This window comes from Vogesella indigofera (assembly GCF_003633895.1).
In the GTDB taxonomy this organism is placed as follows: Bacteria; Pseudomonadota; Gammaproteobacteria; order Burkholderiales; family Chromobacteriaceae; genus Vogesella; species Vogesella indigofera.
This window is the reverse complement of record NZ_RBID01000013.1, coordinates 48,451-70,917: the sequence shown is the minus strand read 5'-3', so window position 1 is coordinate 70,917 and position 22,467 is coordinate 48,451. Positions and strand designations below refer to the sequence as shown.

The 22,467-nt window shown below is 66.4% G+C and carries 18 protein-coding genes; 14 read left to right on the top strand and 4 right to left on the bottom strand.

The window, feature by feature from the left end; translation table 11 throughout:
- Positions 1–49: 49 nt before the first annotated feature.
- From obgE to C8E02_RS06410, 9 genes are all read left to right on the top strand, one after another.
- Positions 50–1,261 carry a GTPase ObgE gene (obgE, locus tag C8E02_RS06450; protein ID WP_120810156.1) on the top strand — a complete coding sequence of 404 codons (1,212 nt, stop codon included), beginning with the start codon at positions 50–52 and terminating at the stop codon, positions 1,259–1,261.
- 165 nt (positions 1,262–1,426) lie between these two features.
- The gene (locus C8E02_RS06445; RefSeq protein ID WP_120810155.1) at positions 1,427–1,897 is read left to right on the top strand and encodes a zinc ribbon domain-containing protein; all 471 of its coding nucleotides are present in this window, start codon (positions 1,427–1,429) and stop codon (positions 1,895–1,897) included.
- Between the two features lie 1,212 nt (positions 1,898–3,109).
- The gene (locus C8E02_RS06440; protein ID WP_120810154.1) at positions 3,110–4,399 is read left to right on the top strand and encodes a hypothetical protein; all 1,290 of its coding nucleotides are present in this window, start codon (positions 3,110–3,112) and stop codon (positions 4,397–4,399) included.
- Positions 4,396–5,097, top strand: a complete 702-nt coding sequence (locus tag C8E02_RS06435; RefSeq protein ID WP_245961087.1) for a hypothetical protein — start codon at positions 4,396–4,398, stop codon at positions 5,095–5,097. The genes C8E02_RS06440 and C8E02_RS06435 overlap by 4 nt, the downstream gene beginning before the upstream one ends.
- The gene (locus tag C8E02_RS06430) at positions 5,097–7,907 is read left to right on the top strand and encodes an AAA family ATPase (protein WP_120810153.1); all 2,811 of its coding nucleotides are present in this window, start codon (positions 5,097–5,099) and stop codon (positions 7,905–7,907) included. The genes C8E02_RS06435 and C8E02_RS06430 overlap by 1 nt, the downstream gene beginning before the upstream one ends.
- A gap of 241 nt (positions 7,908–8,148) precedes the next feature.
- Complete coding sequence (locus C8E02_RS06425; RefSeq protein ID WP_047966592.1) at positions 8,149–8,820, top strand: CsgG/HfaB family protein; 672 nt, start codon at positions 8,149–8,151, stop codon at positions 8,818–8,820.
- A gap of 18 nt (positions 8,821–8,838) precedes the next feature.
- Positions 8,839–9,201 (top strand): DUF4810 domain-containing protein, encoded by a 363-nt coding sequence (locus tag C8E02_RS06420; protein WP_202902715.1) that lies wholly within the window; start codon positions 8,839–8,841, stop codon positions 9,199–9,201.
- Positions 9,202–9,225: 24 nt separating this feature from the next.
- Entirely contained in the window at positions 9,226–9,879 is a 654-nt protein-coding gene (locus C8E02_RS06415; RefSeq protein WP_211329187.1) for a DUF799 domain-containing protein, read from the top strand.
- 195 nt (positions 9,880–10,074) lie between these two features.
- A complete protein-coding gene (locus C8E02_RS06410; RefSeq protein WP_120810386.1) occupies positions 10,075–10,812 on the top strand; it encodes a M48 family metallopeptidase in 738 nt (245 codons plus the stop codon).
- A gap of 140 nt (positions 10,813–10,952) precedes the next feature.
- Here C8E02_RS06410 and C8E02_RS06405 read toward each other — a convergent pair whose 3' ends face one another.
- A complete protein-coding gene (locus tag C8E02_RS06405; protein ID WP_120810151.1) occupies positions 10,953–12,101 on the bottom strand; it encodes a glycerate kinase in 1,149 nt (382 codons plus the stop codon).
- Between the two features lie 146 nt (positions 12,102–12,247).
- Here C8E02_RS06405 and C8E02_RS06400 point away from each other — a divergent pair, with 146 nt between their 5' ends.
- From C8E02_RS06400 to tpx, 5 genes are all read left to right on the top strand, one after another.
- Positions 12,248–13,114 carry an MBL fold metallo-hydrolase gene (locus C8E02_RS06400; protein ID WP_047966589.1) on the top strand — a complete coding sequence of 289 codons (867 nt, stop codon included), beginning with the start codon at positions 12,248–12,250 and terminating at the stop codon, positions 13,112–13,114.
- A 367-nt stretch (positions 13,115–13,481) separates the two neighbouring features.
- Positions 13,482–14,915 (top strand): high affinity choline transporter 1, encoded by a 1,434-nt coding sequence (locus C8E02_RS06395; RefSeq protein WP_120810150.1) that lies wholly within the window; start codon positions 13,482–13,484, stop codon positions 14,913–14,915.
- Positions 14,916–15,040: 125 nt separating this feature from the next.
- Positions 15,041–15,940 (top strand): DMT family transporter, encoded by a 900-nt coding sequence (locus C8E02_RS06390; RefSeq protein ID WP_047966587.1) that lies wholly within the window; start codon positions 15,041–15,043, stop codon positions 15,938–15,940.
- A gap of 24 nt (positions 15,941–15,964) precedes the next feature.
- Complete coding sequence (locus C8E02_RS06385; RefSeq protein WP_120810149.1) at positions 15,965–16,360, top strand: carboxymuconolactone decarboxylase family protein; 396 nt, start codon at positions 15,965–15,967, stop codon at positions 16,358–16,360.
- Positions 16,361–16,486: 126 nt separating this feature from the next.
- Positions 16,487–16,984 carry a thiol peroxidase gene (tpx, locus tag C8E02_RS06380; protein ID WP_120810148.1) on the top strand — a complete coding sequence of 166 codons (498 nt, stop codon included), beginning with the start codon at positions 16,487–16,489 and terminating at the stop codon, positions 16,982–16,984.
- A gap of 92 nt (positions 16,985–17,076) precedes the next feature.
- On the opposite strand, the gene C8E02_RS06375 is transcribed toward tpx, so the two are convergent.
- The 3 genes from C8E02_RS06375 to C8E02_RS06365 form a co-directional block, all read right to left on the bottom strand.
- A complete protein-coding gene (locus C8E02_RS06375) occupies positions 17,077–18,729 on the bottom strand; it encodes a methyl-accepting chemotaxis protein (protein WP_120810147.1) in 1,653 nt (550 codons plus the stop codon).
- A gap of 142 nt (positions 18,730–18,871) precedes the next feature.
- Positions 18,872–21,766: an HD domain-containing phosphohydrolase gene (locus C8E02_RS17615; protein ID WP_147424466.1), complete on the bottom strand. Its 2,895-nt coding sequence runs from the start codon at positions 21,764–21,766 to the stop codon at positions 18,872–18,874.
- 132 nt (positions 21,767–21,898) lie between these two features.
- Positions 21,899–22,438, bottom strand: coding sequence for a gamma carbonic anhydrase family protein (locus tag C8E02_RS06365; RefSeq protein WP_120810145.1), 540 nt, complete (start codon positions 22,436–22,438; stop codon positions 21,899–21,901).
- Positions 22,439–22,467 lie beyond the last annotated feature (29 nt).

The window sequence follows — 22,467 nt, the reverse complement described above, 5'->3', positions numbered from 1 at the left end:
GCCGGCGGCCGTTTGCGCCTGACTCCTCGCAAGCATTTAGGAGAGTTTCATGAAATTTATCGACGAAGCCCGCATTGAAGTGCGCTCCGGCAAGGGCGGCAATGGTTGCTGCAGCTTCCGCCGTGAAAAATTTGTACCGCGTGGCGGCCCGGACGGCGGCGACGGCGGCCGTGGCGGCGACGTGATCGCGGTGGCGGATGAAAACATCAACACCCTGGTCGAATACCGCTTCGTGAAGAAATACCTTGCCGTCAACGGCGAGAATGGCCGCGGCGCCGACTGCTACGGCAAGGGCGGCGACGACATCTACCTGCGCATGCCGGTCGGCACCCAGATCTTCGACACCGACAGCGGCAACCTGCTGGCCGACCTCACCTTCCACGGTCAGGAACTGGTGCTGGCCAAGGGCGGCAAGGGCGGCCTCGGCAACATCCACTTCAAGAGCTCGCTCAACCGCGCGCCGCGCCAGTTCACCCGCGGCGAAGAAGGCGAGATTTACAACCTGCGCCTGGAGCTGAAGGTACTGGCCGACGTCGGCCTGCTGGGCATGCCCAACGCCGGCAAATCCACCTTCATCCGCGCGGTCTCCGCCGCCAAGCCGAAAGTGGCCGACTACCCGTTCACCACCCTGCACCCGAACCTGGGTGTGGTGCGCATGGACGACACCTCCAGCTTCGTCATCGCCGACATCCCCGGCCTGATCGAAGGCGCGGCGGAAGGCGCCGGCCTCGGCCACCGCTTCCTCAAGCACCTGTCGCGTACCGGCATCCTGCTGCATCTGGTCGACATCGCGCCGTTCGATCCGGACGTCGATCCGGTGCGCGAGGCCCGCGCCATCGTCGAGGAACTGCGCAAGTACGACGAAGCGCTGTACAACAAGCCGCGCTGGCTGGTGCTGAACAAGGTCGACATGCTGCCGGAAGACGAGCGCGAGCTGACCGTGTCCGCCTTCCTCGAAGCCTACGGCTGGCCGAAGGCGCAGGCCGACGACCGCTTCGGCTTCGACATGACCGCGCCGCGCCACTTCGTGATCTCCGGCCTGACCGGCGAAGGCACCCGCGAGCTGGTATTCGCGATCAAGGAATACCTCGACGTGCTGCGCGCCGCCGAGAAGAAGGCGCGCCTGGAAGCGGAAGAAGCCGAACGCGCCGCCAAGCTGGCCCGCGCTGCCGCGGCCGGTGCCGCACCAGTGGCCGCGATCCAGACGCTGGTGGCGGAAGATGCGCCGGCTGCGGATGCGGGTGCGGATAGCGCTGAGTAATCAGCTGCTGCGGCCGAGGTTGGCCGCAAGCTGTAGTGAGAAAGGGCAAGCCGGATGGCTTGCCCTTTTGTCATTTTGGCGGTGGTATGATAAGTGGGTTTTGCAGGGCGGTGCTTTACAGTCACAGCTTACGGCTTTGCCTGTTACAGCAAAAGATTATGAGAGGTGATTGTGGAGTTTTTCTTTTTCACGCTTGCGGGGTGCGTACTGGCATATCTGGCGGCGAAAAGTCGTGGTCGTTCTGGCTGGTGGTGGCTGCTGGGCTGGATCGGGGTGATATTTGTGGTGGTGCTGCCATCGCTGAAAAGGGATGTGGAGGCGCCGCATCCAGATACGCATGTGCGCTGCCCGGACTGTAAGGAACTGGTGCGGAATGACGCGGTGAAGTGCAAGCACTGCGGAGGGGCGCTGGTGCCGGTAGCGGATCTGCCGGCGGCAGTGCGCGGCTTGATTGGCGATGATTTGGCCAACGCGTTGAAAGATGCGGCACGCCAGGGTGACGCGCTGCGCGTGAGCCAGCTATTGAAGCTACGTCCTACTGCCGATCATATTCAGGATGCGGTGCGCTATGCTGATTTGTATCAGCACGCGGAGGTTTTGATGCTGTTGCGGCAGTACGATGGGGGAACGCACTAAGTACTGTAGGTTGGGTTGAGCGTAGCGAAGCCCAACGTTTACCGCGAATTAATGACCAAGGTTGGCCGCAAGCCGTGATGGGTTTGCGGCCAACCTTGTTTTTGTCTGGGGTATCCGCTGTGCGGATGTTTTTTATCTGCCGCTTGCCGCGCGGTGGCGGGCTACTTTCTTTTGCTTCGCCAAAAGAAAGTAGCCAAAGAAAAGGCGACCCGACGGCGCAAGAATTCCCGTGCAAACTGCCGCCATCCCGGCGCCGCCCATACGCTGCGCTCAAAAGAGGGCGGCTTGTTTCCGGGCTGACGACAATTTGCACGGCTTGCGCCAACGGGAATGGGGGGGCGTCGGTGCGGTTCTGGTTTTTGTGAGGCGTGGTGTTCAGGTAGGTCGTAGTACTGTAGGTTGGGTTGAGCGTAGCGAAGCCCAACGTTTACCGCGAATTAATGACTAGGGTTGGCCGCAAACTGTAACGGGTTTGCGGCCAACCTTGTTTTGTCTTGGGTATCCGCTGCGCGGATGGTTTTTATTTGCCGCTTGCCGCGCGGCGGCGGGGAAGGGGGATGCCGCATCCCCCTTTCCAATCCCCGCTCTCCCGAAGGCGCAAGAATTCCCGTGCAAACCGCCGCCATCCCGGCGCCGCCCATCCGCTGCGCTCAAAAGAGGGCGGCTTGCTTCCGGGCTGGCAACAGTTTGCACGGCTTGCGCCCACGGGATGGGGTGCATCGGTTCGGTTTTGACTGACGGTATTGCTTGTCCAATTATCGTAGGTCGAGTTAGTCGTAGGTCGGGTTAGCGCAGCGTAACCCGACAAGTTTTTCGGTCGGTTCTGTTTCCGGTTTTGTTTTCTTGCTTTTCGTGGTCCAAATAGCCTTTGCCCTTGTCCGTGTCTTTCCGTGTGCTTCCGTGGCCAAACATCAAAACCGGTTATCGCCATAACGTTGGCCGCAAGCCGTGTCGGGTTACGCTCCGCTAACCCGACTTACGAACTGGCTGGCGTTTGAAATGGTTTGCTGCCCATCATTTGTTTTTACTTTTGTATTTTTTCGTGGGTTTCGTGGCCAAAAACAGAAAACGGTTACCGCCTCAACGTTGGCCGCAAGCCATGCCGGCTTGCGATACGCCACCCCGAGCTACCCCGGCCGTACCGATCACCCCGCCGGCATTGACGGATCAGCCTGTCCGCTCCGACAATCCACGGCTGTTTAACGCCGCTGGATGCTTGTCTTGGATTCCCTTTCCGATTTTTTCCGCCCCGGGCTGAGCCCGGACGCGCTGCCGGCGCTGAACCGGTTGTCGGCGGCGTGGCCGTATCTGGCGGTTTTCGTCACGCTGTTTCGCGGCGGTGACGAGGAGGTGCTGATGCGGCTCCTGGTGCTGCGCGAGCTGGGCAGCCGTGCCGAGGCGCCGTACTGGACGCCGCAGGACATCGCGCAGCGCTTCGCCTATCTCAACGACACCAAGCTGAACACCATTCTCGGCCGCCTGCGCGAGGGCGAGCTGCTGGTCTACGACAGCGATGGCGGCCATTACGCGCTGTCCGAGGCGGCACGCGTGGCGCTGTCGGCGCTGGCGACACTGATCGACTTTGCCGGCGACGACGTCGAGTTGGGCTATCTCGCCAGCCAGGTGGCGGCGGGGCAGGCGGTGGGGCAGGTGTCGGACGAGGCGCTGCAGCATCTGCTGGCGCGCCTCAACGAGCTGCACGCCGAGTTTGCCGATGCGCTGGAGTCGCAGTCCGAATTCCGCATCCGCGCCGCGCAGCATCGGCTGGAGTCGGTGTGGCGCTGGGTGGCGAAATCCACCGACGTGGTGCGCGGCCTGACCTGTGACGAGCGGCTGAGCCTGACCACGCTGAGCCAGGCGCAGGCGATCGCGCTGGCGCAAAGCCGCATGCTGGCGCTGGCCGGCACCTTCGAGCGCCGGCTGGCGCAGCTGGCGGCGCAGCGCGTGCATCTGGGCAGCTCCGGGCTGACTTCCACCGACATCGCCGACTGGCTGCGCCATCAGGGCCTGGCCCGGCTGGCGGGGCTGGCCGATGGCGTGATCGCGGCCAACGTCGAGCCGGCCTTCCTGACCACGCCGGAGCTGGCCGATGTCGCCGAGTACGAGCTGCTCGGCCGCGAGCGCGCGCGCGAGCACGACCATGCGCTGCCGGCGGCGGCCAGCGCCGAAACCGCCGACGCGGTCGAGGCCGAACGCCTGCTGGAGGCCGAAGCGCTGTACGCCACGCTGGCGGCGCTGCAGCTGGCGCCGGCGGACGGCGTGCCGATTGCCGACGCGGTACTGGCCGCCAGCTACAACGAAACCGCCTACCGCCTGTCGCTGCTGTCGCTGCTGGGCGACCCGGAAAGCCGCAGCGACCGTGGCGTGATTGCCGCGCTGGCCAAGCTGCCGCTGGCGCTTTCCGGTGGCGCTGCCGTGCTGGCGCTGGACCACCCCGAGGTGGCCAGCCTGTCCGACGCGCAGCTGACCGTGATCCCGACATCCCGAGACTCAACATCATGATGGAACAATCCCTCACCGTACTGGTGTCGCGCCTGCTGGCGCACCGCGTGATCCCGCGCAGCGACGCGCTGGCGCGCCGCGCGCTGCTGGACGACGCCTTCCGCGCCGAGCTGGATCAGCGCTTGGCCGCGGTCGGCCTGCGCCTGGTGGAAAACCCCTACGCCGAACACATCGCGGTGGCGCTGCTGCCGGCGATGACCGAGCCGGTGTTCGGCTCGGGCGAAGCGTGGCTGAACAACAATCTGGGCCTGCCGCGCGATGGTGTGGCGCTGCTGGTGATCGTGTGGGCGCTGATCATCCTGCCCAAGCGCGAACGCCAGATCAGCCGCGTCGAGGCCGGCCGCGAGGGCCAGCACGACATGTTCGGCGCGCAAAAGCCGCTGGAAACCGGCGACACGGTATCGGTCGGCATCTCCGAGGACGCGCTGTACGCCGACTTCGGCAAGCAGCTCGGCGGCCGCACCCGCTTTGCGGCCAACCTTGGCCGCCTGGTCAACCTCGGCTTCCTCAACCGCCGCAACAAGTGGCTGGAAGAAGGGCCGATGCTGGACCTGATGATCGACTACGCCGCGCTGGCGCCGCGCATCATCGAAGGCGCGCTGGCGGACGTGCTCGGCCGCCGCCAGGCCTTGCTGCAGGAGGCCGCCGCGAGCGCGCCGGCCGCCGCAACCGACAACAGCCAAGTGGAGAACGCCTGATGTTCCAGATGAAATCGGTAGAAATGGTGCACTGGGACTTCTGGCAGCGGCTGACCGTGCCGCTGGACGCGCAGATCGTCACCATCATCGGCCCCAACGGCTCCGGCAAGACCACGCTGCTGGACGCGCTGCGCACGCTGCTGGCGATCAAGTGCTCCGGCAAGCGCGACTACAAGCGCTACGTGCGCAACAACCGCGAGCCGTTCGCCTTTCTCAAGGGCGTGGTCGCCAATCCGCGCCGCCTGAACGGCGGGCTGTACCCGACGCCGTTCTTCCCGCTGCTAAGCGAGGAGGTCACCCTGCTGTGCCGCATCAAGAAACAGGGCGGCGACTGGGTGCGCCACTACGCCATCGCCGAGGGCGACGTGGCGCTGGACAGCGCGGTGGCCGATCCGGCACTGGCGTGGCTGGGGGTGCAGGAATACCGTCGCCGCCTGGAAGCGGCCGGCCTCACCGCCGCCGTCGGCGAGGTGCTGGCGCTGGAGCAGGGCGACACCGACAAGCTCACCGAATACACGCCCAAGCAGCTGCTGGACTTGGTGTTCCAGGTGTTCGGCGACAAGGACGTGCTCGACAACTACCAGCACGCGCGTGACGAGCAGCGCGCCGCCGAGGCCGAGCTGAACGCGCTGTCGCAGCAGCAGGAGGCGCTGGAAGTGCGCGTCGAGGCGATGAAGACGCGCGCCAACCGCTATCTGGAATGGACCGGCCTGCACAAGCGCGTCACCCGCCTGCGCGACGAGGCCTTGCCGGTGCTGGGCCTGATCGACGGCCGCAGCGCCATCACCCGGCAATGGGGCGATTACCGCCGCGTGCAGCACGATTACCTGAACGTCAGTGCCGACCACCGCGCCACCTTGCAGCTGATGGCCACGCTGCGTCGCGCCGAGAGCGAGGCGCAGGCAGCCCGCGCCCAGGCCGACAGCGAGCGCCACCACGCGCAGCAGGCCTTCATGCACGCCCGCGACGCGCTGCGCGACGTGCAAAGCCAGCTCAAGGAGCGCGACCGGCTGCAGGCGCTGGCCGGCCAGCAATACGGTGACGACGCCGCCACGCTGACGCAAAGGTTGGCCGCACTGCGCCACGATGCCGACACCCTGCGCGACAGCCTGCGCGCCGCCAAACGCGAGCGCGACGAGCACGGCGCCGAACTGGCGGCGCTGGAAAGCGGCAAGCCGCGCGCGCCGGACGACGTGCGCCACTTCCGCGCCGCGCTGGACGAGGCCGGCATCGCGCACAGCATGCTGTGCGATATCGTCGAGGTGACCGATGCCGCGTGGCAGGGCGCGGTCGAGGCGTTGCTCAAGCCCTATCGCCACGTGGTGCTGCTGGCCGATGCCGGCGACCGCCGCGCCGCCTGGCAGCTGGGCGACAAGCTGCGCTACCGCCACTTCGTGGTGCCGGATACCGCGGCCGCGCCGCGTGCACGCAGCGGCAGCCTGCTGGAAGTGGTGCGCTTTGCCGAGCCGGCGCCGGAGTGGCTGTACCAGCAGATGAACCGCGTCAGCCGCGTCGCCGACGTGGCGGCAGGCGCGAAGGAAGACGGCGACTGGATCACGCCGGAAGGCTATTTCCGCGAACGCCGCGGCGCGCGCCACATCGGCGTGCCGCAGCGCGACTTCGCCTTTGGCGAGGCGGCGCGCCAGTCGCGGCTGCTGGACCTGCGCGCCACGCTGACGGCGCTGAACCAGCGCATCATCGCCGGCGAAGAGCAGCTGGTGGCCGCCAGCCGCGACATCGCCGCGCTGGCCGACTACCTGTCGGGCATGGATTCCATCGCCCAGCTGGCCAGCCGCGCCGACGAATTCGCCGCGCTGGAGGCGCAGCTGGCCACGCTGCAGGCCAGCGTCGCCGAACACGGCGCCGCGCTGGCCGACGCCGACAGCGCCTGCCGCGACGCCGAAAGCCGGCACAGCGACGCGCGGCTGGCGCACGATCGCGTCTGCCAGCGCGAACAGGACAGCCTGAACCGTCAGGTGGCGCGCCGGCTGGAAGCGGAGCAGGCGCGCCGCACCCTGCGCCGCCTGCTGGCCGAGTTGCGCGACAGCCAGAGCCGCCTGCCGGCCGCGGCGCAGGATGCCGCCTACGTCGCGCAGCTGACCGAGGAATTCGAAACCGCCGCCGACGTGCGCCACGAAATCCACTATCTGGAAGAAAAGCTGGCCGCCGGCGACTGGGAGTGCGACGACGCGGTGCTGCAGCTGAAGGACAAGCTGCAGGAAGACCTGAGCGCGCTGGCGCGTGAATGCCAGCGTCGCCAGGCGGAGGTGGAACGCGCCGCCGGCCTGACCACCGACGCGCGCGAGGCCTATCTGGGCAAGCTGCGCGCCACGGTGCGCGCCTACGGCAGCAACATCAAGCGCCTGGGCGAGCTGGCCGGCATCGGCGTCGAGGTCGAGCTGCCGCTGCTGTCCAACGACGACACCGCGCTGGCACAGGCTGGCCTCACGCTGAAGTTCAACTTCGACCAGAAGGGCATGATGGGCATGAACGACGGTGAGGCCTCCGGCGGCCAGCAGGTGATGAAATCGCTGATCCTGCTGATCGGGCTGATGATGGACGAGGCCAACCCGTCCGGCTTCGTGTTCATCGACGAGCCGTTCGCGCATCTGGACATCTTCAACATCGACCGCGTCGCCGGCTTCCTCAAGGCCACCGAGGCGCAGTACCTGATCACCACGCCCAATACCCACAACATCAACATCTTCGCGCCGTCCGGGCTGACGCTGGCCACGCGCAAGAAACGCCCCGGCGAGCAGTGGGCGCCGGCGATCCTGCAGACGCGGCGAAGGCTGGAGGCGGAAACCTGATGTATACAACCCCGGTTCCGGTGACCGGGGTTTTTTGCGGCCAAGGTGGCCGAGAATGACCGCGGGGCAGACCGGACAAGCTGCCCGATCGTCATTTTTTGCTTGGAGAGGGCCATCGGATCGTGTGATGATATATGGCTATATTTATAAATTTTATTAAATACTCGTCATTGCGTGGTGGGGTCGCCATGGCGCCGAAGCCGGCGGTGACGAGGTGATCATGTTGAGGCCGGAGCATCCGATGAAGAAACCGTTACTTTCCCTTTCCCTGCTGGCGCTGCTGGCGGCGACAACGGGTTGTGCCACCGAGAGTTCGCGCAGTCTGGAGGTGGCCAAGGTCGCCACCGCCGGCACGACTTACCAGGGACAGCGCAGCCTGATTTCGGTCGGCAAGTTCGATAACCGCTCCAGCTATATGCGCGGCATCTTCTCCGACGGTGTTGATCGTCTGGGCGGCCAGGCCAAGACCATCCTGATTACCCATTTGCAGCAGACCGGCCGTTTCAATGTGCTGGATCGCGACAATATGACCGAGATCGGCCAGGAAGCGGGCTTCAAGAAACAGGCACAGGCCATCAAGGGTGCCGATTTCGTGGTCACCGGCGATGTCACCGAGTTCGGGCGCAAGGAAGTGGGCGACCATCAGCTGTTCGGCATCCTCGGGCGCGGCAAGCAGCAGATCGCCTACGCCAAGGTCAACCTGAACATCGTCAAGGTGCAGACTTCTGAAGTGGTGTACTCGGCACAGGGGGCCGGTGAGTACAGCCTGTCCAATCGCGAGATCATCGGTTTTGGCGGTACCGCCAGCTACGACTCCACCCTGAACGGCAAGGTGCTGGATCTGGCGGTGCGGGAAGCGGTGAACAATCTGGTCGCCGGCATCCACTCCGGTGCATGGCAACCGGCGCCCTAACCCTGTCAGGTAAACACAATGATGATGTTATCGCGAGGCATGAGCATCGGCGCCGGCTTGCTGCTGGCGGCGGTCATGAGCGGATGTGCCAACCAGCCCAAGCCGCTGTACCACTGGGGGCCTTACCAGCCGCAGGTTTACGAATACTTCAAGGGCGATGGTGCCGGCGAGCAGGCGCAGATTGCCGCGCTGGAAGAGAATATCCAGCAGGCACGAGCCAAGGGGGAGGCGTTGCCGCCTGGCTACCACGCCCATCTTGGCCTGCTGTATAGCAAGGCGGGGAAGGAGGACCAGGTGAAACAGCAGTTCGAGACCGAAAAAGCGCTGTTCCCGGAATCGTCGTCCTTTATGGACTTCCTGCTGCGCAAATTCAAAAAGTAAGGGATCGCAATGCGTTTTTCATGGATGAGAGGCCTGCTTGCCGCGGTGGGCGTGGTGCTGCTGGCCAGTGGCTGCGCTACCCAGAAGCCTTATGACTACACCGCCTACAAGCAAAGTCGCCCCAAGTCGGTGCTGATCCTGCCGCCGCTCAACAGCTCGCCGGACGTGAAGGCCACCTACAGCATGCTGGCGCAGATGAGCGCGCCGCTGGCCGAATCCGGTTACTACGTGTTTCCGGTGGCGGTGGTGGATGAAACCTTCCGCCAGAATGGCCTGACGGCTCCCGGCGACATGCAGGCGGTGCCGCCGGCCAAGCTGCACGAGATCTTCGGCGCCGATGCCGCGCTGTATGTCGACGTCAAGCGTTACGGCGTGACCTATACCGTGCTCAGCAGTGACGTCACGGTGGTGGCCGAGGCCAAGCTGGTGGATCTGAAAACGGGGCAGTTGCTGTGGGATGGCCGCGCCAGCGCGTCCAGTGCCGAGCAGCAAAACAACAGTGGCGGCCTGGTCGGCATGCTGGTGTCGGCGGTGATCAACCAGATCGCCAACTCGCTGACCGAGAAGGGCCACGTTTACGCCGGCATCGCCAGCCAGCGCCTGTTGAGTGCGCACCCCAACGGTGTGCTGTATGGCCCGCGCTCGCCGCGCTACGGCCAGGACGGCGTGCCACAGTAAGTACCGGCAGCGGCATGCGCCGCTGTGCAGGAGAGGGCAAGGGTTGGCCGCAAGCCAGGATGGTTTGCGGCCAACCCTGTTTCACGCTGTGGCCGGTGCTGCTGGTCGCTGGTGACCCTGGTCGAACCATGCCATGGACATGAGTGATTTATTCCAATAGAATGCCGCGCTTTGCTACCCACGATGATTCCGCACATGAAACAGCTCGCTCTCGTTGCCGCCCTCGCGGCGTGTCTGGCCGCTCCGGCGCAGGCGTTCAACCTCAACTCCGTGCTCAGCGCCGGTACCGACCTGGTGAAGTCCGCTACGCTCAGCGATGGCGAAGTGAAGGCGATGGCCGCCGATGCCAGCAAGTCGATGGACAAGCAGAACAAGGTCGCCGCCGCCGGCAGCGCCTACGGCACACGCCTGAACAAGATCGTGAAAGGGCTGGGCAATGAAGATGGCCTGCAGCTGAACTTCAAGGTGTACCAGAGCAAGGAAGTGAACGCCTTCGCCATGGCCGACGGTACCGTGCGCGTGTACAGCGGCCTGCTGGACAAGATGACCGACGACGAAGTGCGCTACGTGATCGGCCATGAAATCGGCCACGTGAAGCTGGGCCACACCAAGAAGGCGATCCAGGTCGCCTACGCCGCGTCCGCGGCACGCAAGGCGGCGGCTGGTAGCGGTAATGCGGTGGCCGCCTCGCTGTCGGAATCGGAACTGGGTGATTTTGCCGAGCAGATCGTGCACGCGCAGTTCTCGCAATCGCAGGAAAGCGATGCCGATGCCTACGCGGTGGAGTTCCTGAAGCGCCACAACTACAACCTGCAGGGCGCGCCGGCGGCACTGCGCAAGCTGGCCGCGCTGTTCGGCAACGAAGGCAGCGTGCTGGCCAGCCACCCGGCACCGGGCGACCGTGCCGACAAGGTGGAAAAGCTGATCAAGTAAGCGTTGACCAGCCTGCAGCACGCAAAACAGCCCGCCATTGGCGGGCTGTTTTTTTTTGTGTGCCCGGCGGGCGCTGGCGGCGGGGCAGGCGGGGCGTGGCCGGGACCAGCCCCTTGCCGGCCACCGCCGGCTTGGCGCGGTTAGCGGCGCGGTGCGGCCTGCAGCGCCAGCAGTGCGCCGATATTGCGCGCGCAGCGTTCCAGGTTGGCCGCGGCGTGTTCCAGCGCGTCGTCGAGGGTGGTGATCTGCTGCACGCAGGCGAACACCGCGTCGATGCCGTGCTGGTGTACCGCCTCGACACCGTCGCCGAGGCTGCCACCGATGGCGATCACCGACAGGCCGTGCTGCTTGGCGCGGCGCGCGACGCCGATCGGGGTCTTGCCGAAGATCGTCTGGCCGTCGAGGCGGCCTTCGCCAGTGATGACCAGGTCGGCGCCGGCCAGCGCCGCGTCCAGCCCGACGCAGTCGAGCACGATGTCGATGCCGCGGCGCAGCTGACAGGGGAAGAACGCCAGCGCCGCCGCGCCCATGCCGCCAGCGGCACCGGCGCCGGGCACCGTGGCGATGACCTGGCCAGTGTGTCGTTCCAGCAGCCGGCCGTAGTGCGCCAGTGCCTGCTCCAGCTGCGCCACCATCGCGGCATCGGCGCCTTTTTGCGGGCCGAAGATGGCGGAGGCGCCGTGCGGGCCGCACAGCGGATTGTCGACATCGCAGGCGATGTCGAAGCGGCACTCGGCCAGCCGCGGGTCCAGCGCGCTGCTGTCGATGTGGGCCAGCTGCGCCAGCGCGGCGCCGCCGGGCGGCAAAGGTTGGCCGCAGTCATCCAGCCAGCGTACGCCGAGCGCAGCGAGCATGCCGGCGCCGCCGTCGTTGGTGGCGGAGCCGCCCAGCGCCAGGATGATGTGGCGCGCGCCGTGATCCAGCGCGCTGCGGATCAGCTCACCGGTGCCGTAGCTGCTGCTGTGCAGCGGATTGCGCTGATGGCGCGGCACGTGCTCCAGGCCGCTGGCACTGGCCATCTCGATAACGGCGCCACGGCCGTCGCCGAGCAGGCCCCAGTTGGCGAACAGCAGCGTGTGCTGCGGGCCGGTGACGCGCTGGCGGATGCGCTGGCCTGCCGTGGCGTCGAGCAGCGCGTCCAGCGTGCCTTCGCCGCCGTCGGCGACCGGCAGCCGCAGCAGCTCGGTGTGCGGCAGCAGTGGCGCCAGGCCGCGGGCGATGAGGGTGGCGACTTCGCGCGCCGACAGGCTTTCCTTGAATGAATCCGGGGCGATCACGATTTTGCGCATGGTGGCGATGGGGCGGCGGCAAGTTGGGTAAGCGATTCTATGCCATCGCTTGCGTCGCCGGCTAATGGCCGGCGGCATGACAAAACCAAGCACTTGCTCGATAATGCGCTTTTGCCACCGATCCTACACTTCAGGAGCCTGCCGCGATGCGTACACTGACTTCCCTGCTCGGCAATTCACAACAACTCGACGGCGGCGCGATGTTCGGCAACGCGCCGCGCGCGGTGTGGGCCGGCTGGCTGGCGCCGGATGCGGCCAACCGCGTGGCGCTGGCCTGCCGCTGCCTGCTGGTGGAAGAGGGCGACGGCCGCCGCATCCTGCTGGAAACCGGTATCGGCGCCTTTTTCGCACCGAAGCTGCGCGAGCGCTACGGCGTGGTGGAGGCGGAGCACGTGCTGCTGGACGCTCTGGCGGCGCAGGGGCTGAGCGATGCCGACATCGACGTGGTGGTGCTGTCGCACCTGCACTTCGACCACGCCGGCGGCCTGCTGGCGGCGTGGGACGGCGGCCCGGCGCGGCTGCTGTTTCCCAACGCGCAGTTTGTGGTCGGGCGCGAGGCGTGGCAGCGGGCGCTGAATCCGCATCCGCGCGACAAGGCCTCGTTCGTGCCGGAGCTGATCGCGCTCTTGGAGGCCAGCGGCCGGCTGGTGCTGGTCGATGACGCGACGCCGGCCTGCCTGCCGCCGGACTGGCGCTTCCACATCTCCAACGGCCACACCCCCGGCATGCTGCTGGCGGAAATCCCGCTGCCGGGCGGGCCGCTGCTGTTTGCTGCCGACCTGATTCCCGGCGCGGCGTGGGTGCACGTGCCGATCACCATGGGCTACGACCGCTTTCCGGAGCTGCTGATCGACGAGAAGCGCGCGCTGCTGCAAAGCTTGGCCGCAGCCGGCGGCCGCCTGTTCTTCACCCACGATCCGCAGCTGGCCTGCGGCGAGGTGCTGCTCGATGGCCAGACGCAGCGTTTCAGCGTGACGGCGACACAGGCGACATTAAGCAAGCTCGCAATTTGACCTTGTCATTGTTTAACATAATTGACGACAGTAAAACGCATGATTGAGGCACAATAGGCCACAGCCAGTGCCGTGCATGGTGCTGGCGCCATGCCTGCTTTTGTGTGCCACTATCTAGCTATAACTCGATGAAATAACTGGATTTTTCTGGCGGGCACCGCCGGCGAGACACAAAACCCCGATACCGCGATGGTGTCGGGGTTTTGTTTTTTGTTGTGGCGAAGTGTTTAAAAAATTGCTCATTTACGGGGTGTGCTGGCTATAATGCCCGCACAACAAAGGTGAGGTCCGGGCCGGTGCCGCACGCGCTGCGCAGGGCGGGATCATCATTCTGACAACACTACCAAGGATTAAGGAGACGGAAGTAATGCTCGTCTGGTTCGTCGTTCTGTATCTGGCCGTTACTGTCGGTATCGGCCTCTATGCCTCAACCCGCGTGCACAACGCGAAGGATTTCGCCGCCGGCGGCCGCAGCATGCCGTTCCACATCGTGGCGGCGATGGTGTTTGCCACCTGGTTCGGTTCCGAGGCGGTGCTGGGCATTCCGTCCACCTTCATCGAGGAAGGCTTTGCCGGCATCATCGAGGACCCGTTCGGCTCCTTCGGCTGCCTGATGCTGGTCGGCATCTTCTTCGCCCGTCCGCTGTACCGCCTCAACCTGCTGACCATGGGCGATTTCTTCCGCCAGCGCTACGGCTCGACGGTGGAGGTGATCACCAGTATCGCCATCATGCTGTCCTACCTGGGCTGGATCGCGGCGCAGCTGACCGCGCTGGGGGTGGTGTTCAACGTGCTGTCCGACGGCAGCATCAGCACCACGCAGGGCATGCTGATCGGCTCCGCCATCGTGCTGGTGTACACCCTGTTCGGCGGCATGTGGTCGGTGGCGCTGACCGACTTCTTCCAGATGACCATCATCGCCGGCGGCCTGATCTACCTGGTGGTGCTGTTCAGCGGCATGGCCGGCGGCGCCGACAAGGTGATCGCCAAGGCCGCCAGCGACGGCAAGTTCACCTTCATCACCAGCACCGAGCCGCGCGACATCGTCGCCTTCATCGGCGCGGCGGTGACCATGATGCTGGGCTCCATCCCGCAGCAGGACGTGTTCCAGCGTGTGATGTCGGCCAAGAGCGAGAAGATCGCGGTGCGCGCCACCCTGGTCGGCGGCGTGTTCTACCTGGTGTTCTGCATGCTGCCGATCTTCCTGATTTACGCCGCGTCGATGATCAAGCCGGAGCTGGTGCAGCACTGGCTGGCCGAGGACGCGCAGATGATCCTGCCGCGCATGATCCTGGAGGAAACGCCGCTGTTCGCGCAGGTGATGTTCTTCGGCGCGCTGCTGTCGGCGATCATGTCCACCGCGTCCGGCACCCTGCTGGCGCCATCGGTGATCTTCGTCGAGAACATCTTCAAGCAGTTCCGCCCGAAGATGAGCGACCGCGAGTTCCTGCTGGCCACCCGTGCCGCCATCCTGGTGTGCGCGTTTGGCACCACGCTGTTCGCGCTGTATTCCGATGCCTCCATCTACGAGATGGTGGGCAATGCCTACAAGGTGACGCTGGTGTCGGCGGTGGTGCCGCTGGCCGCCGGCCTGTTCTGGAAACGGGCCACCACGCAGGGCGCGCTGCTGGCGATCCTGCTCGGTGTCGGCAGCTGGATTCCGCTGGAGCTGAGCTATAGCGACGCCGCGTTCTGGCCGCCGCAGCTGGCCGGCCTGCTGCTCAGCGCGCTGGGCATGCTGTTGGGTTCGCTGACACCGCAACGCTTTGCCGTGCGCCAGCTGCAGGTGCAGCGCGCCTGACGATTGCAGAAGTACTCCTGGGGAAGGGGACTGGCCGGGGCAACGCCCCGGCTTTTTTTCATGAACAGTCTGTTGCCGTGGCGCGGCTTGTCAGGCTTGCGGCCAACGTGGCAAGGTAGCAGGCTATGACGAAACCATTCCCCTCGCCGCGGCTGGCCTATCTGCTGCTGACGCTGACCGCGCTGTTCTGGTCCGGCAACTTCGTGCTGGCGCGCGCGATGCACGCCAGCGTGGCGCCCATGACCTTATCCTTTGCCCGCTGGAGCATCGCGCTGTGTCTGCTGCTGCCGTTCGGCGCCGCGCCGGCGTGGCGCCAGCGCGCGCTGTGGCTGCCGTACTGGCGTCGGCTGCTGGCCCTGGCGCTGCTCGGCGTCACCGGCTTCAATTCGCTGGCCTACTGGGGGCTGCAGTACACCGCCGCCACCAATGCGGTGCTGCTCAATTCCTTCATCCCGATCCTGATCGTGCTGTTCGGTGCGCTGTTCTTCGGCGTGGCCATCGCGCGCCGCCAGGCGCTGGCGGTGGCGATCTCCTTTGCCGGCGTGCTGCTGGTGGTGGCGCACGGCGACTGGCACCGCTTGGCCGCACTCGACATCAACCGCGGCGACGCGGTGGTGTTCCTGGCGATGGTGGCGTGGGCGCTGTACACGCTGCTGCTGCGTGGCATGCCGCCGGCGCTGGACCGCATCGGCCTGCTGACGCTGCAGGTGGCGATCGGCCTTGCCGGCATCGCGCCGCTGTTTGCCTGGGAGCTGGCCGGCGGCCGCCACACGCCGCTGAACGCCGCCACGCTGGCCACCTTTGCCTACGTCGGCACCCTGCCGTCGGTGGCGGCCTACTATTTCTATAATCTGGGTGTGGCGCGCGTCGGCGCGGCGCGGGCCGGCATGTTCATCCACCTGATGCCCGGCTTTGGCGCCTTGCTGTCGATGCTGTTCCTCGGCGAAGCGCTGCAGCTATACCACCTGGCCGGCATCACGCTGATCCTGGCCGGCGTCACGCTGGCGACACGCAGCCACACCTGAATTCCGCAAGCCAAGGAGAGCGCCATGAGCGAACAGGACAAACAGGCCGGGCTGGCACGGCGCACGCAGGTGATGGGCGAGGCTTTCGCCAGCCGCGCGATGAGCGGTCTCGACGGCTTCAACCGCCCGCTGCAGGACTGGCTCAACGAGCACGCCTGGGGCAGCACCTGGCAGCGCGACGGGCTGGAGCTGAAAACGCGCAGCCTGCTGACTTGCGCCATGCTGGCGGCGCTCGGGCGCAGCCAGGAGCTGAAAGGCCATATCCGCGGCGCCATCAACAACGGCGCCAGCCTGGTGGAAATCCGCGAAACCCTGCTGCACACCGCGGTGTACGCCGGCGCGCCGGCGGCGGTGGAAGCGTTCCGCGCCGCGCGCGAGGTGCTGGACGAACTGGGGCTGTCGCTGCCGGAACACGAGTAGGGCCTGTTTGCCGTGCTGACGGCACTGGCCATTGCGGCCAACCTTGTTGGCAACAGGGTTGAATTCTGCGGCACATGCCCCACACTCAGCTGATCACCCACCCTTCTTTTGAAAAGGAAGTACCCGATGGCAACCGTTACCCTGCGTGGCAATGCTGTAGACGTGGCCGGCGCCCTGCCGGTCAAAGGCGACAAGGCTCCGGCGTTCAGCCTGACCAATGGCGATCTGGCCGATGTCGGCCTGGCCGCCTTCGCCGGCAAGAAGAAGATCCTCAATATTTTCCCGTCGGTGGATACCCCGACCTGCGCCACCTCGGTGCGCAAGTTCAACGAAAAGGCCGCCGACCGTGACGGCGTGGCGGTGCTGTGCATCTCCGCCGACCTGCCGTTCGCGCAGAAGCGCTTCTGCGGCGCTGAAGGCATCGACGGCGTTGCCAACCTGTCCACCTTCCGCCACGCTGAATTTGCCGAAGCCTATGGCGTGAAGCTGGCCTCCGGCCCGCTGGCCGGCCTCACCGCGCGCGCGGTGGTGGTACTGGACGAGAACGACACCGTGCTGCACAGCGAGCTGGTGGCCGAGATCGGCAGCGAGCCGGACTACGACGCGGCACTGGCCGTGCTGTAAGTCACCCGCCAGGGTTGGCCGCAAGGCCGGCCCGCGATGCAAAACGGCGCTCATGCAGATGAGCGCCGTTTTTGTTTGCTGGCTATGCCGGTTCAGGCCGCGTCGCTGTTGCGGGATTCGAAGCGCGGCTTGTTGGCCGAGAACGGTACCGCGGCGCCGGTCTGGCTGTCGATGCGGAACCAGGCCAGATCGCGGTTCATCTGCGCCGACACCTCGCGCCAGCGTCCCATCGCCGGCGCCAGCGATTCCATCTTGCCGAAGATGTCGCTGGCCAGTGCCGACACCTCGCTGCCGCGGCTGCGGATGTGGCCGCCGGCCTGGCTCTGCTGGTGGCTGGCTTCCGCCACCTCGCGCAGCACCTGGTTGATGGTGACCAGCGCGCTGTCCATGCTCAGCAGCGCCTCGCCCAGCGTGGTCTGCGCCACCACGCTGCCGTGGCTGGCCTGATGTGCGGCGTCCATCGTGGCGGCCAGCGCCTTGGTGGCGCCCTCGATGCGCAGCAGGGTGTCGAAGATGCCGGCGGTGGCGCTGGAGGTGCGCTCCGACAGCTTGCGTACCTCGTCGGCGACCACGGCAAAACCGCGGCCGTGCTCGCCGGCACGCGCGGCCTCGATCGCCGCGTTCAGCGCCAGCAGATTGGTCTGTTCTGCCACGTCGCGGATCATGTTGCTGATCTGCGCGATGTCGGCGATGGCGTGCTTCAGCTGTTCGGTCTCGCCTACCGCACCCTGGATGCGGCCGGCCAGCGCCTGCAGCGTGCCGGCGGTGTCGCCGGCCAGCTCGCGGGCGTGGGCGGTGCGCTCGGTGGCGGTGTTGGCATCCTGCAGCGCGCGGCGGATGTGGCTGACGATTTCCTCGGCCGAGCTGGCCACTGCGTTGGCGGCGTGGTTGCTGTGCTCGGCGGTTTCCGCCTGCTGGCGGGTGGTGCCGATCACGTGGTGGGTGAGGTCGAGAATGTCCTGCGCCTCGCGCTCGCTGCCGGCGGCATTGCTGCGCACGGTGCCGAGCAGCTCGCTGAGCTTGTCGAGGAAGCGGTTGATGTGGCCGGCGGCCTGCGACAGCTCGTCGCGGCCGCTGACCGGCAGGCGGGTGCTGAGCTGGCCTTCGCCGAGCAGGTCGGCGGCGTGCTGCATCGCGGCGATCTGCTTTTTCAGCCGCTGTGCCAGCAGCACCTGCGACAGCACCACCGCCACGCTGGCGACGCCGAGCGGGCCCAGTACCAGCAGCACCAGTTGCAGCATCGCCTGCGCCATCGCGCTTTCGGCGCTGGCCAGCTGGCGCTGCTCGTTATCCAGCGTGCTGTCGATCAGGTTGACCAGCGGCATGATGCTGAGGCTGTAGGCGCGCTCCGGGATCGACAGCGCGTCTTCCGGCGCGGTTTCGGCGATGGTCAGCGCTGAGCGCAGGTTCTTGGCAAACTCCTGCCAGTAGCCCTGCGCCTTGCCGGCGAAGGCCTGGCGGCTGGCCGGCGGCAGAGCCTGGCTGATCGCCGGAATCAGCTTGGCGACGTTCTGCTGCACCCGCGCCAGCCGCGGCGCGGTGTCTTCCAGCAGCGGGTCGGCGCGGGCCAGCGACAGCACCTCCGCCTTCAGCGTCTGCAGGTGGGTGGACAGCTGCTGCCGCTCGCGATAGTCGGCAAACTGGTGGCGCAGCGAAAACAGCTGCTGGCTGCTGAGCAGCATCACCACGATCAGGCAGCCAAGGGTAAAGGCTACGGTTAGCCACAGGCGTTTTACCAGCGTCATTTTCAATCATCCCTTCAAGATGCCGACAGTGTAGGGCGGCGACATTACCGGGAGATGACGTGTTAACTTGGTCGTCATGGCGCCTGCTGCGTTGCCGCAGTAGCACCCTAACCGTTGCGGGTGACGTTTTGGTGACGCCGGCTCAGTGCTGATGCAGGCTTTGCCGCGGCCGGTAGGCGTGGCTGTCGGCGACGTCGGCCTGGGCGGCGGCCAGATAGCGCCCTGCGTAGTGGCGCCAGATACCGCTGTCGAGGAACAGCTGGTACAGCTCGGGGTCGAGGTGGCCGTCCTCCGCCATCTTGCGCATGATCTGCAGCGCCTCCGACAGCGGCTTGGCCGGCTTGTACGGGCGGTCGGCGGCGGTCAGCGCCTCGAACACGTCGGCGATGGCCATCACCCGCGCCAGCACGCTCATCTCGTGGCCGTGCAGGCCGCGCGGGTAGCCCTTGCCGTCGATGCGCTCGTGGTGGCCGCCGGCGATCTCCGGCACGTGGGCGAGGTGGGCGGGGAAGGGCAGCGCGTGCAGCATCTTGATGGTTTCGGTGATGTGGGCATTGATCTTGTAGCGCTCTTCCTCGGTCAGCGTGCCGCGGCGGACGGACAGGTTGGTCAGCTCGCCCTTGTGGTACAGCAGCTCCGGCACCTTGACCTTGAAGCCCCAGCGCTTGTCGGCCGGCAACGTGTCGGCGCCGCTGCGCGCGATGCGGTGTTCCGGCTTGTCGGCGAGCAGGTTTTCCTCGACCGGCAGCGACGGCGCGGCGATGCCGGCCAGCCGTGCCTGTTCCATCGGCCCCAGCCCGAGGCGATCGTCCAGGGTGCGCGTCCAGCGGCGGCCGGCGATCTGTTGCAGCCGCGCCAGATCGGCGTCGTCCATGAATTCGCCGCCCAGGTTGCAGCGCGCGACGAAGGCGAAGTCGTCGTCCAGCTGCGCCTTTTGCTGCTGGCACTGCTCTTTCAGCCGCGCGGCGTCCTCGCCGGCGGCGAGGCCCTGCCAGTAGGCGACATCGGCGTCGCGTTTCAGCAGCTCGAAGCGCATGCGGATCTCGTGGATGCGGTCGTACAGCGTTTCCAGTTTGGTGGCCTTGTCGACCACGTACTCCGGGGTGGTGACCTTGCCGCAGTCGTGCAGCCAGCTGGCGATGTACAGCGCCTCGCGGTCGGCGGCGCTGAGCTGGAAGCCGGCAAACGGCCCCTGCTGGCTCTGGTGCGCTGCCTCGGCCAGCGCCTGCGCCAGCTCCGGCACCCGCTGGCAGTGGCCGCCGGTGTACGGCGACTTGGCGTCGATGGCGCCGGCGATCAGCTCCACCAGCGCGTTCATCAGCTGCTGCAGCGCCGAGGCCAGGCGGCGGTTGTCGATGGCGATGGCGGCAAAGCCGACCAGCGCCTGCAGGTAGTTGATGCGGTGGCCGCTCTGGGTGTGGGCGATGCTCTCGCTGCTGGCCAGCACCAACAGGCCCAGCAGCTCCTGCGATTCCAGCCGCAGCGGCAGCAGGATCAGCTGGCGGGTGTCCTCGCCCAGCAGGCTGCGCATTTCCACCGGGATCAGCGCCGGGTTGGCCGCAATCTGCTGCGGCGCGCTGGCGGCCAGCGTGTCCAGCAGCAGCGCGTCGTCCAGCGGCAGCTTGCCCAGCTGCAGCGGCTGCTCGTGTTCGTCGCGGCTGATGGACGGCGCCAGCTGCGCACCGTCCATCAGCCACAGCCCGCCGCGCTGTGCCGGCAGCGCGTGCATGGTCGATTGCAGCACGGTGCCGAGCAGCTGTTCCAGCGCGTTCTCGGCGACCATGTCGCGGCTGAGGCCGATGAAATCGCGGATGGTGACCTTCATCGCCTCCGACGCCGCCATCAGCTCGTTCAGCTCGCGCACCGGGCTGGGCGGCAGGCTGCTGTCGGAAAAATCCAGCGACTGGATGCGGCCGGAGGCGGCCACCAGCTGCCGCAGCGGCTGGCTCAGCAGCCGCGACAGCAGCCAGCCCAGCGGCAGCATCAGCAACAGGATCAGCAGCGGAATCCACGCCGCGCGCTCGGCCACCGCGCGGCCGGCGGCGAACAGCTCGTGCTCCGGCATCACCATCACCAGCTGCTGGTGGCTGCCGCCGGGCAGCGCCGACACCGCCACGTGCCATTGCTGGCCTTGCCACTCGATCACCGCCGGTGGCGGGGTGCCGGGGTGCCATTGCGTGCCCAGCGTCGCCAGTGCCGACGGCGTGCTCTCGCCGAGCTTGACCGGGCGCGGGTCGCGTTCGTCGGTATGGGTGCTGACCAGGATGTCGTGCGTGGTGTTGACGATGGCCATCTGCGCGGCAGCGCTGGGCAGGTTTTGGCGCAGGATGGTGCCCAGCGTCAGCAGGCGCAGGTCGGCGCCGGCCACCGCGCTGGCATCGCCGTTCTGGTGTGCGTAGGTGAGGCCGATCAGGCCGGTGGTGCTGAAACGGTACGGCTCGGTGGCGGCGGCGCCGTGGCTGGCCACCGCCTGCTGGTACCACGGCCGCTGCCGCGGATCGTACACCCGGCGCAGCACCAGCTCCGGCTGCACGCTGTTCAGCGCGTCGTCGAGGAAGCTGAAGCGCTGCTCGGCGACGCCATCCGGCTGCTGCTGCACCAGCTGCCTGGCCCAGCGTGCCTTGGGGCCGGCATCCGGCAGCGCCTGGCGTGCGGCGTCGTCCAGCCGTCGCAGCAGGAAGAAGTCGCCGTTGGGGTAGGCCATGTACACCGCCTGCAGCGCCGGGTTGCCGCGCAGCACCGCCACCAGCTGCCCGGTGTACAGTACCCGCTCTTCCATGCTGTAGGTTTCCGCCAGCGCGGAGTGCGCCAGCAGGTTGGTGGTGGCGGCGGCACCGGCGCCGCTCTGCTCAATATTGCTGGTGATCAGGGTGCTGGTGGCGCGGAACAGGTTGTGCTGCGCCAGCGTCAGCTGGCTCTGCATCGCGCGGTAGTAGAAGAAGCCGAGCGCGGCCGCGGTGGCCAGTACCAGCACCGAGATCAGCACCGTCAGCCATACTTGTAATGACTGTCCGCTTTTGGGGAGAAGCTGTGGCATCACGTTGTGGCTCCGTTAAGGATGGCGCGCTCGGTACTGGCTATTTATGCTTGTAGTATTACAAATGTTTTATGCCTTGGTAATGAATAATGCACGCGGCGCGGCATTTGCCGCCGGCCGCGCCACAATTGGTCACAGATTGGCTCTGTGCTTCTGCATCACCTTCAGGTAGTGCTCGGCGGAATACCTGAAGTAGGCCAGCTCGTCTTCGGTCAGCGGCCGTACCTGCTTCACCGGGTTGCCCAGGTACAGGTAGCCGGACGCCAGCCGCTTGTTCGGCGGCACCAGACTGCCGGCGCCGATCAGCACGCGGTCCTCGATCACCGCGCGATCGAGGATGATGCTGCCGATGCCGACCAGCACTTCATTGCCGATGGTGCAGCCGTGCAGCGTCACGTGGTGGCCGATGGTGACATGCTTGCCGATGGTGAGCGGTGCGCCCAGCGGATCGGATTCCTTGCGGTGGCTGACGTGCAGCATGGCAAAATCCTGCACATTGCTGCCTTCGCCGATCGTGATGCGGTTCACGTCGCCGCGCACCACCGCGCACGGCCACACCGACACGTTGGCCGCAAGTTCCACCTCGCCGATCACCACCGCGGCGGGGTCGATATAGCAGGAGTCGTCGATCTGCGGCTGATGGCCGTCGTAAGGGCGGATATTGCGATTCACTGATTTGTCCCTATCTCTAGAAAGATTCG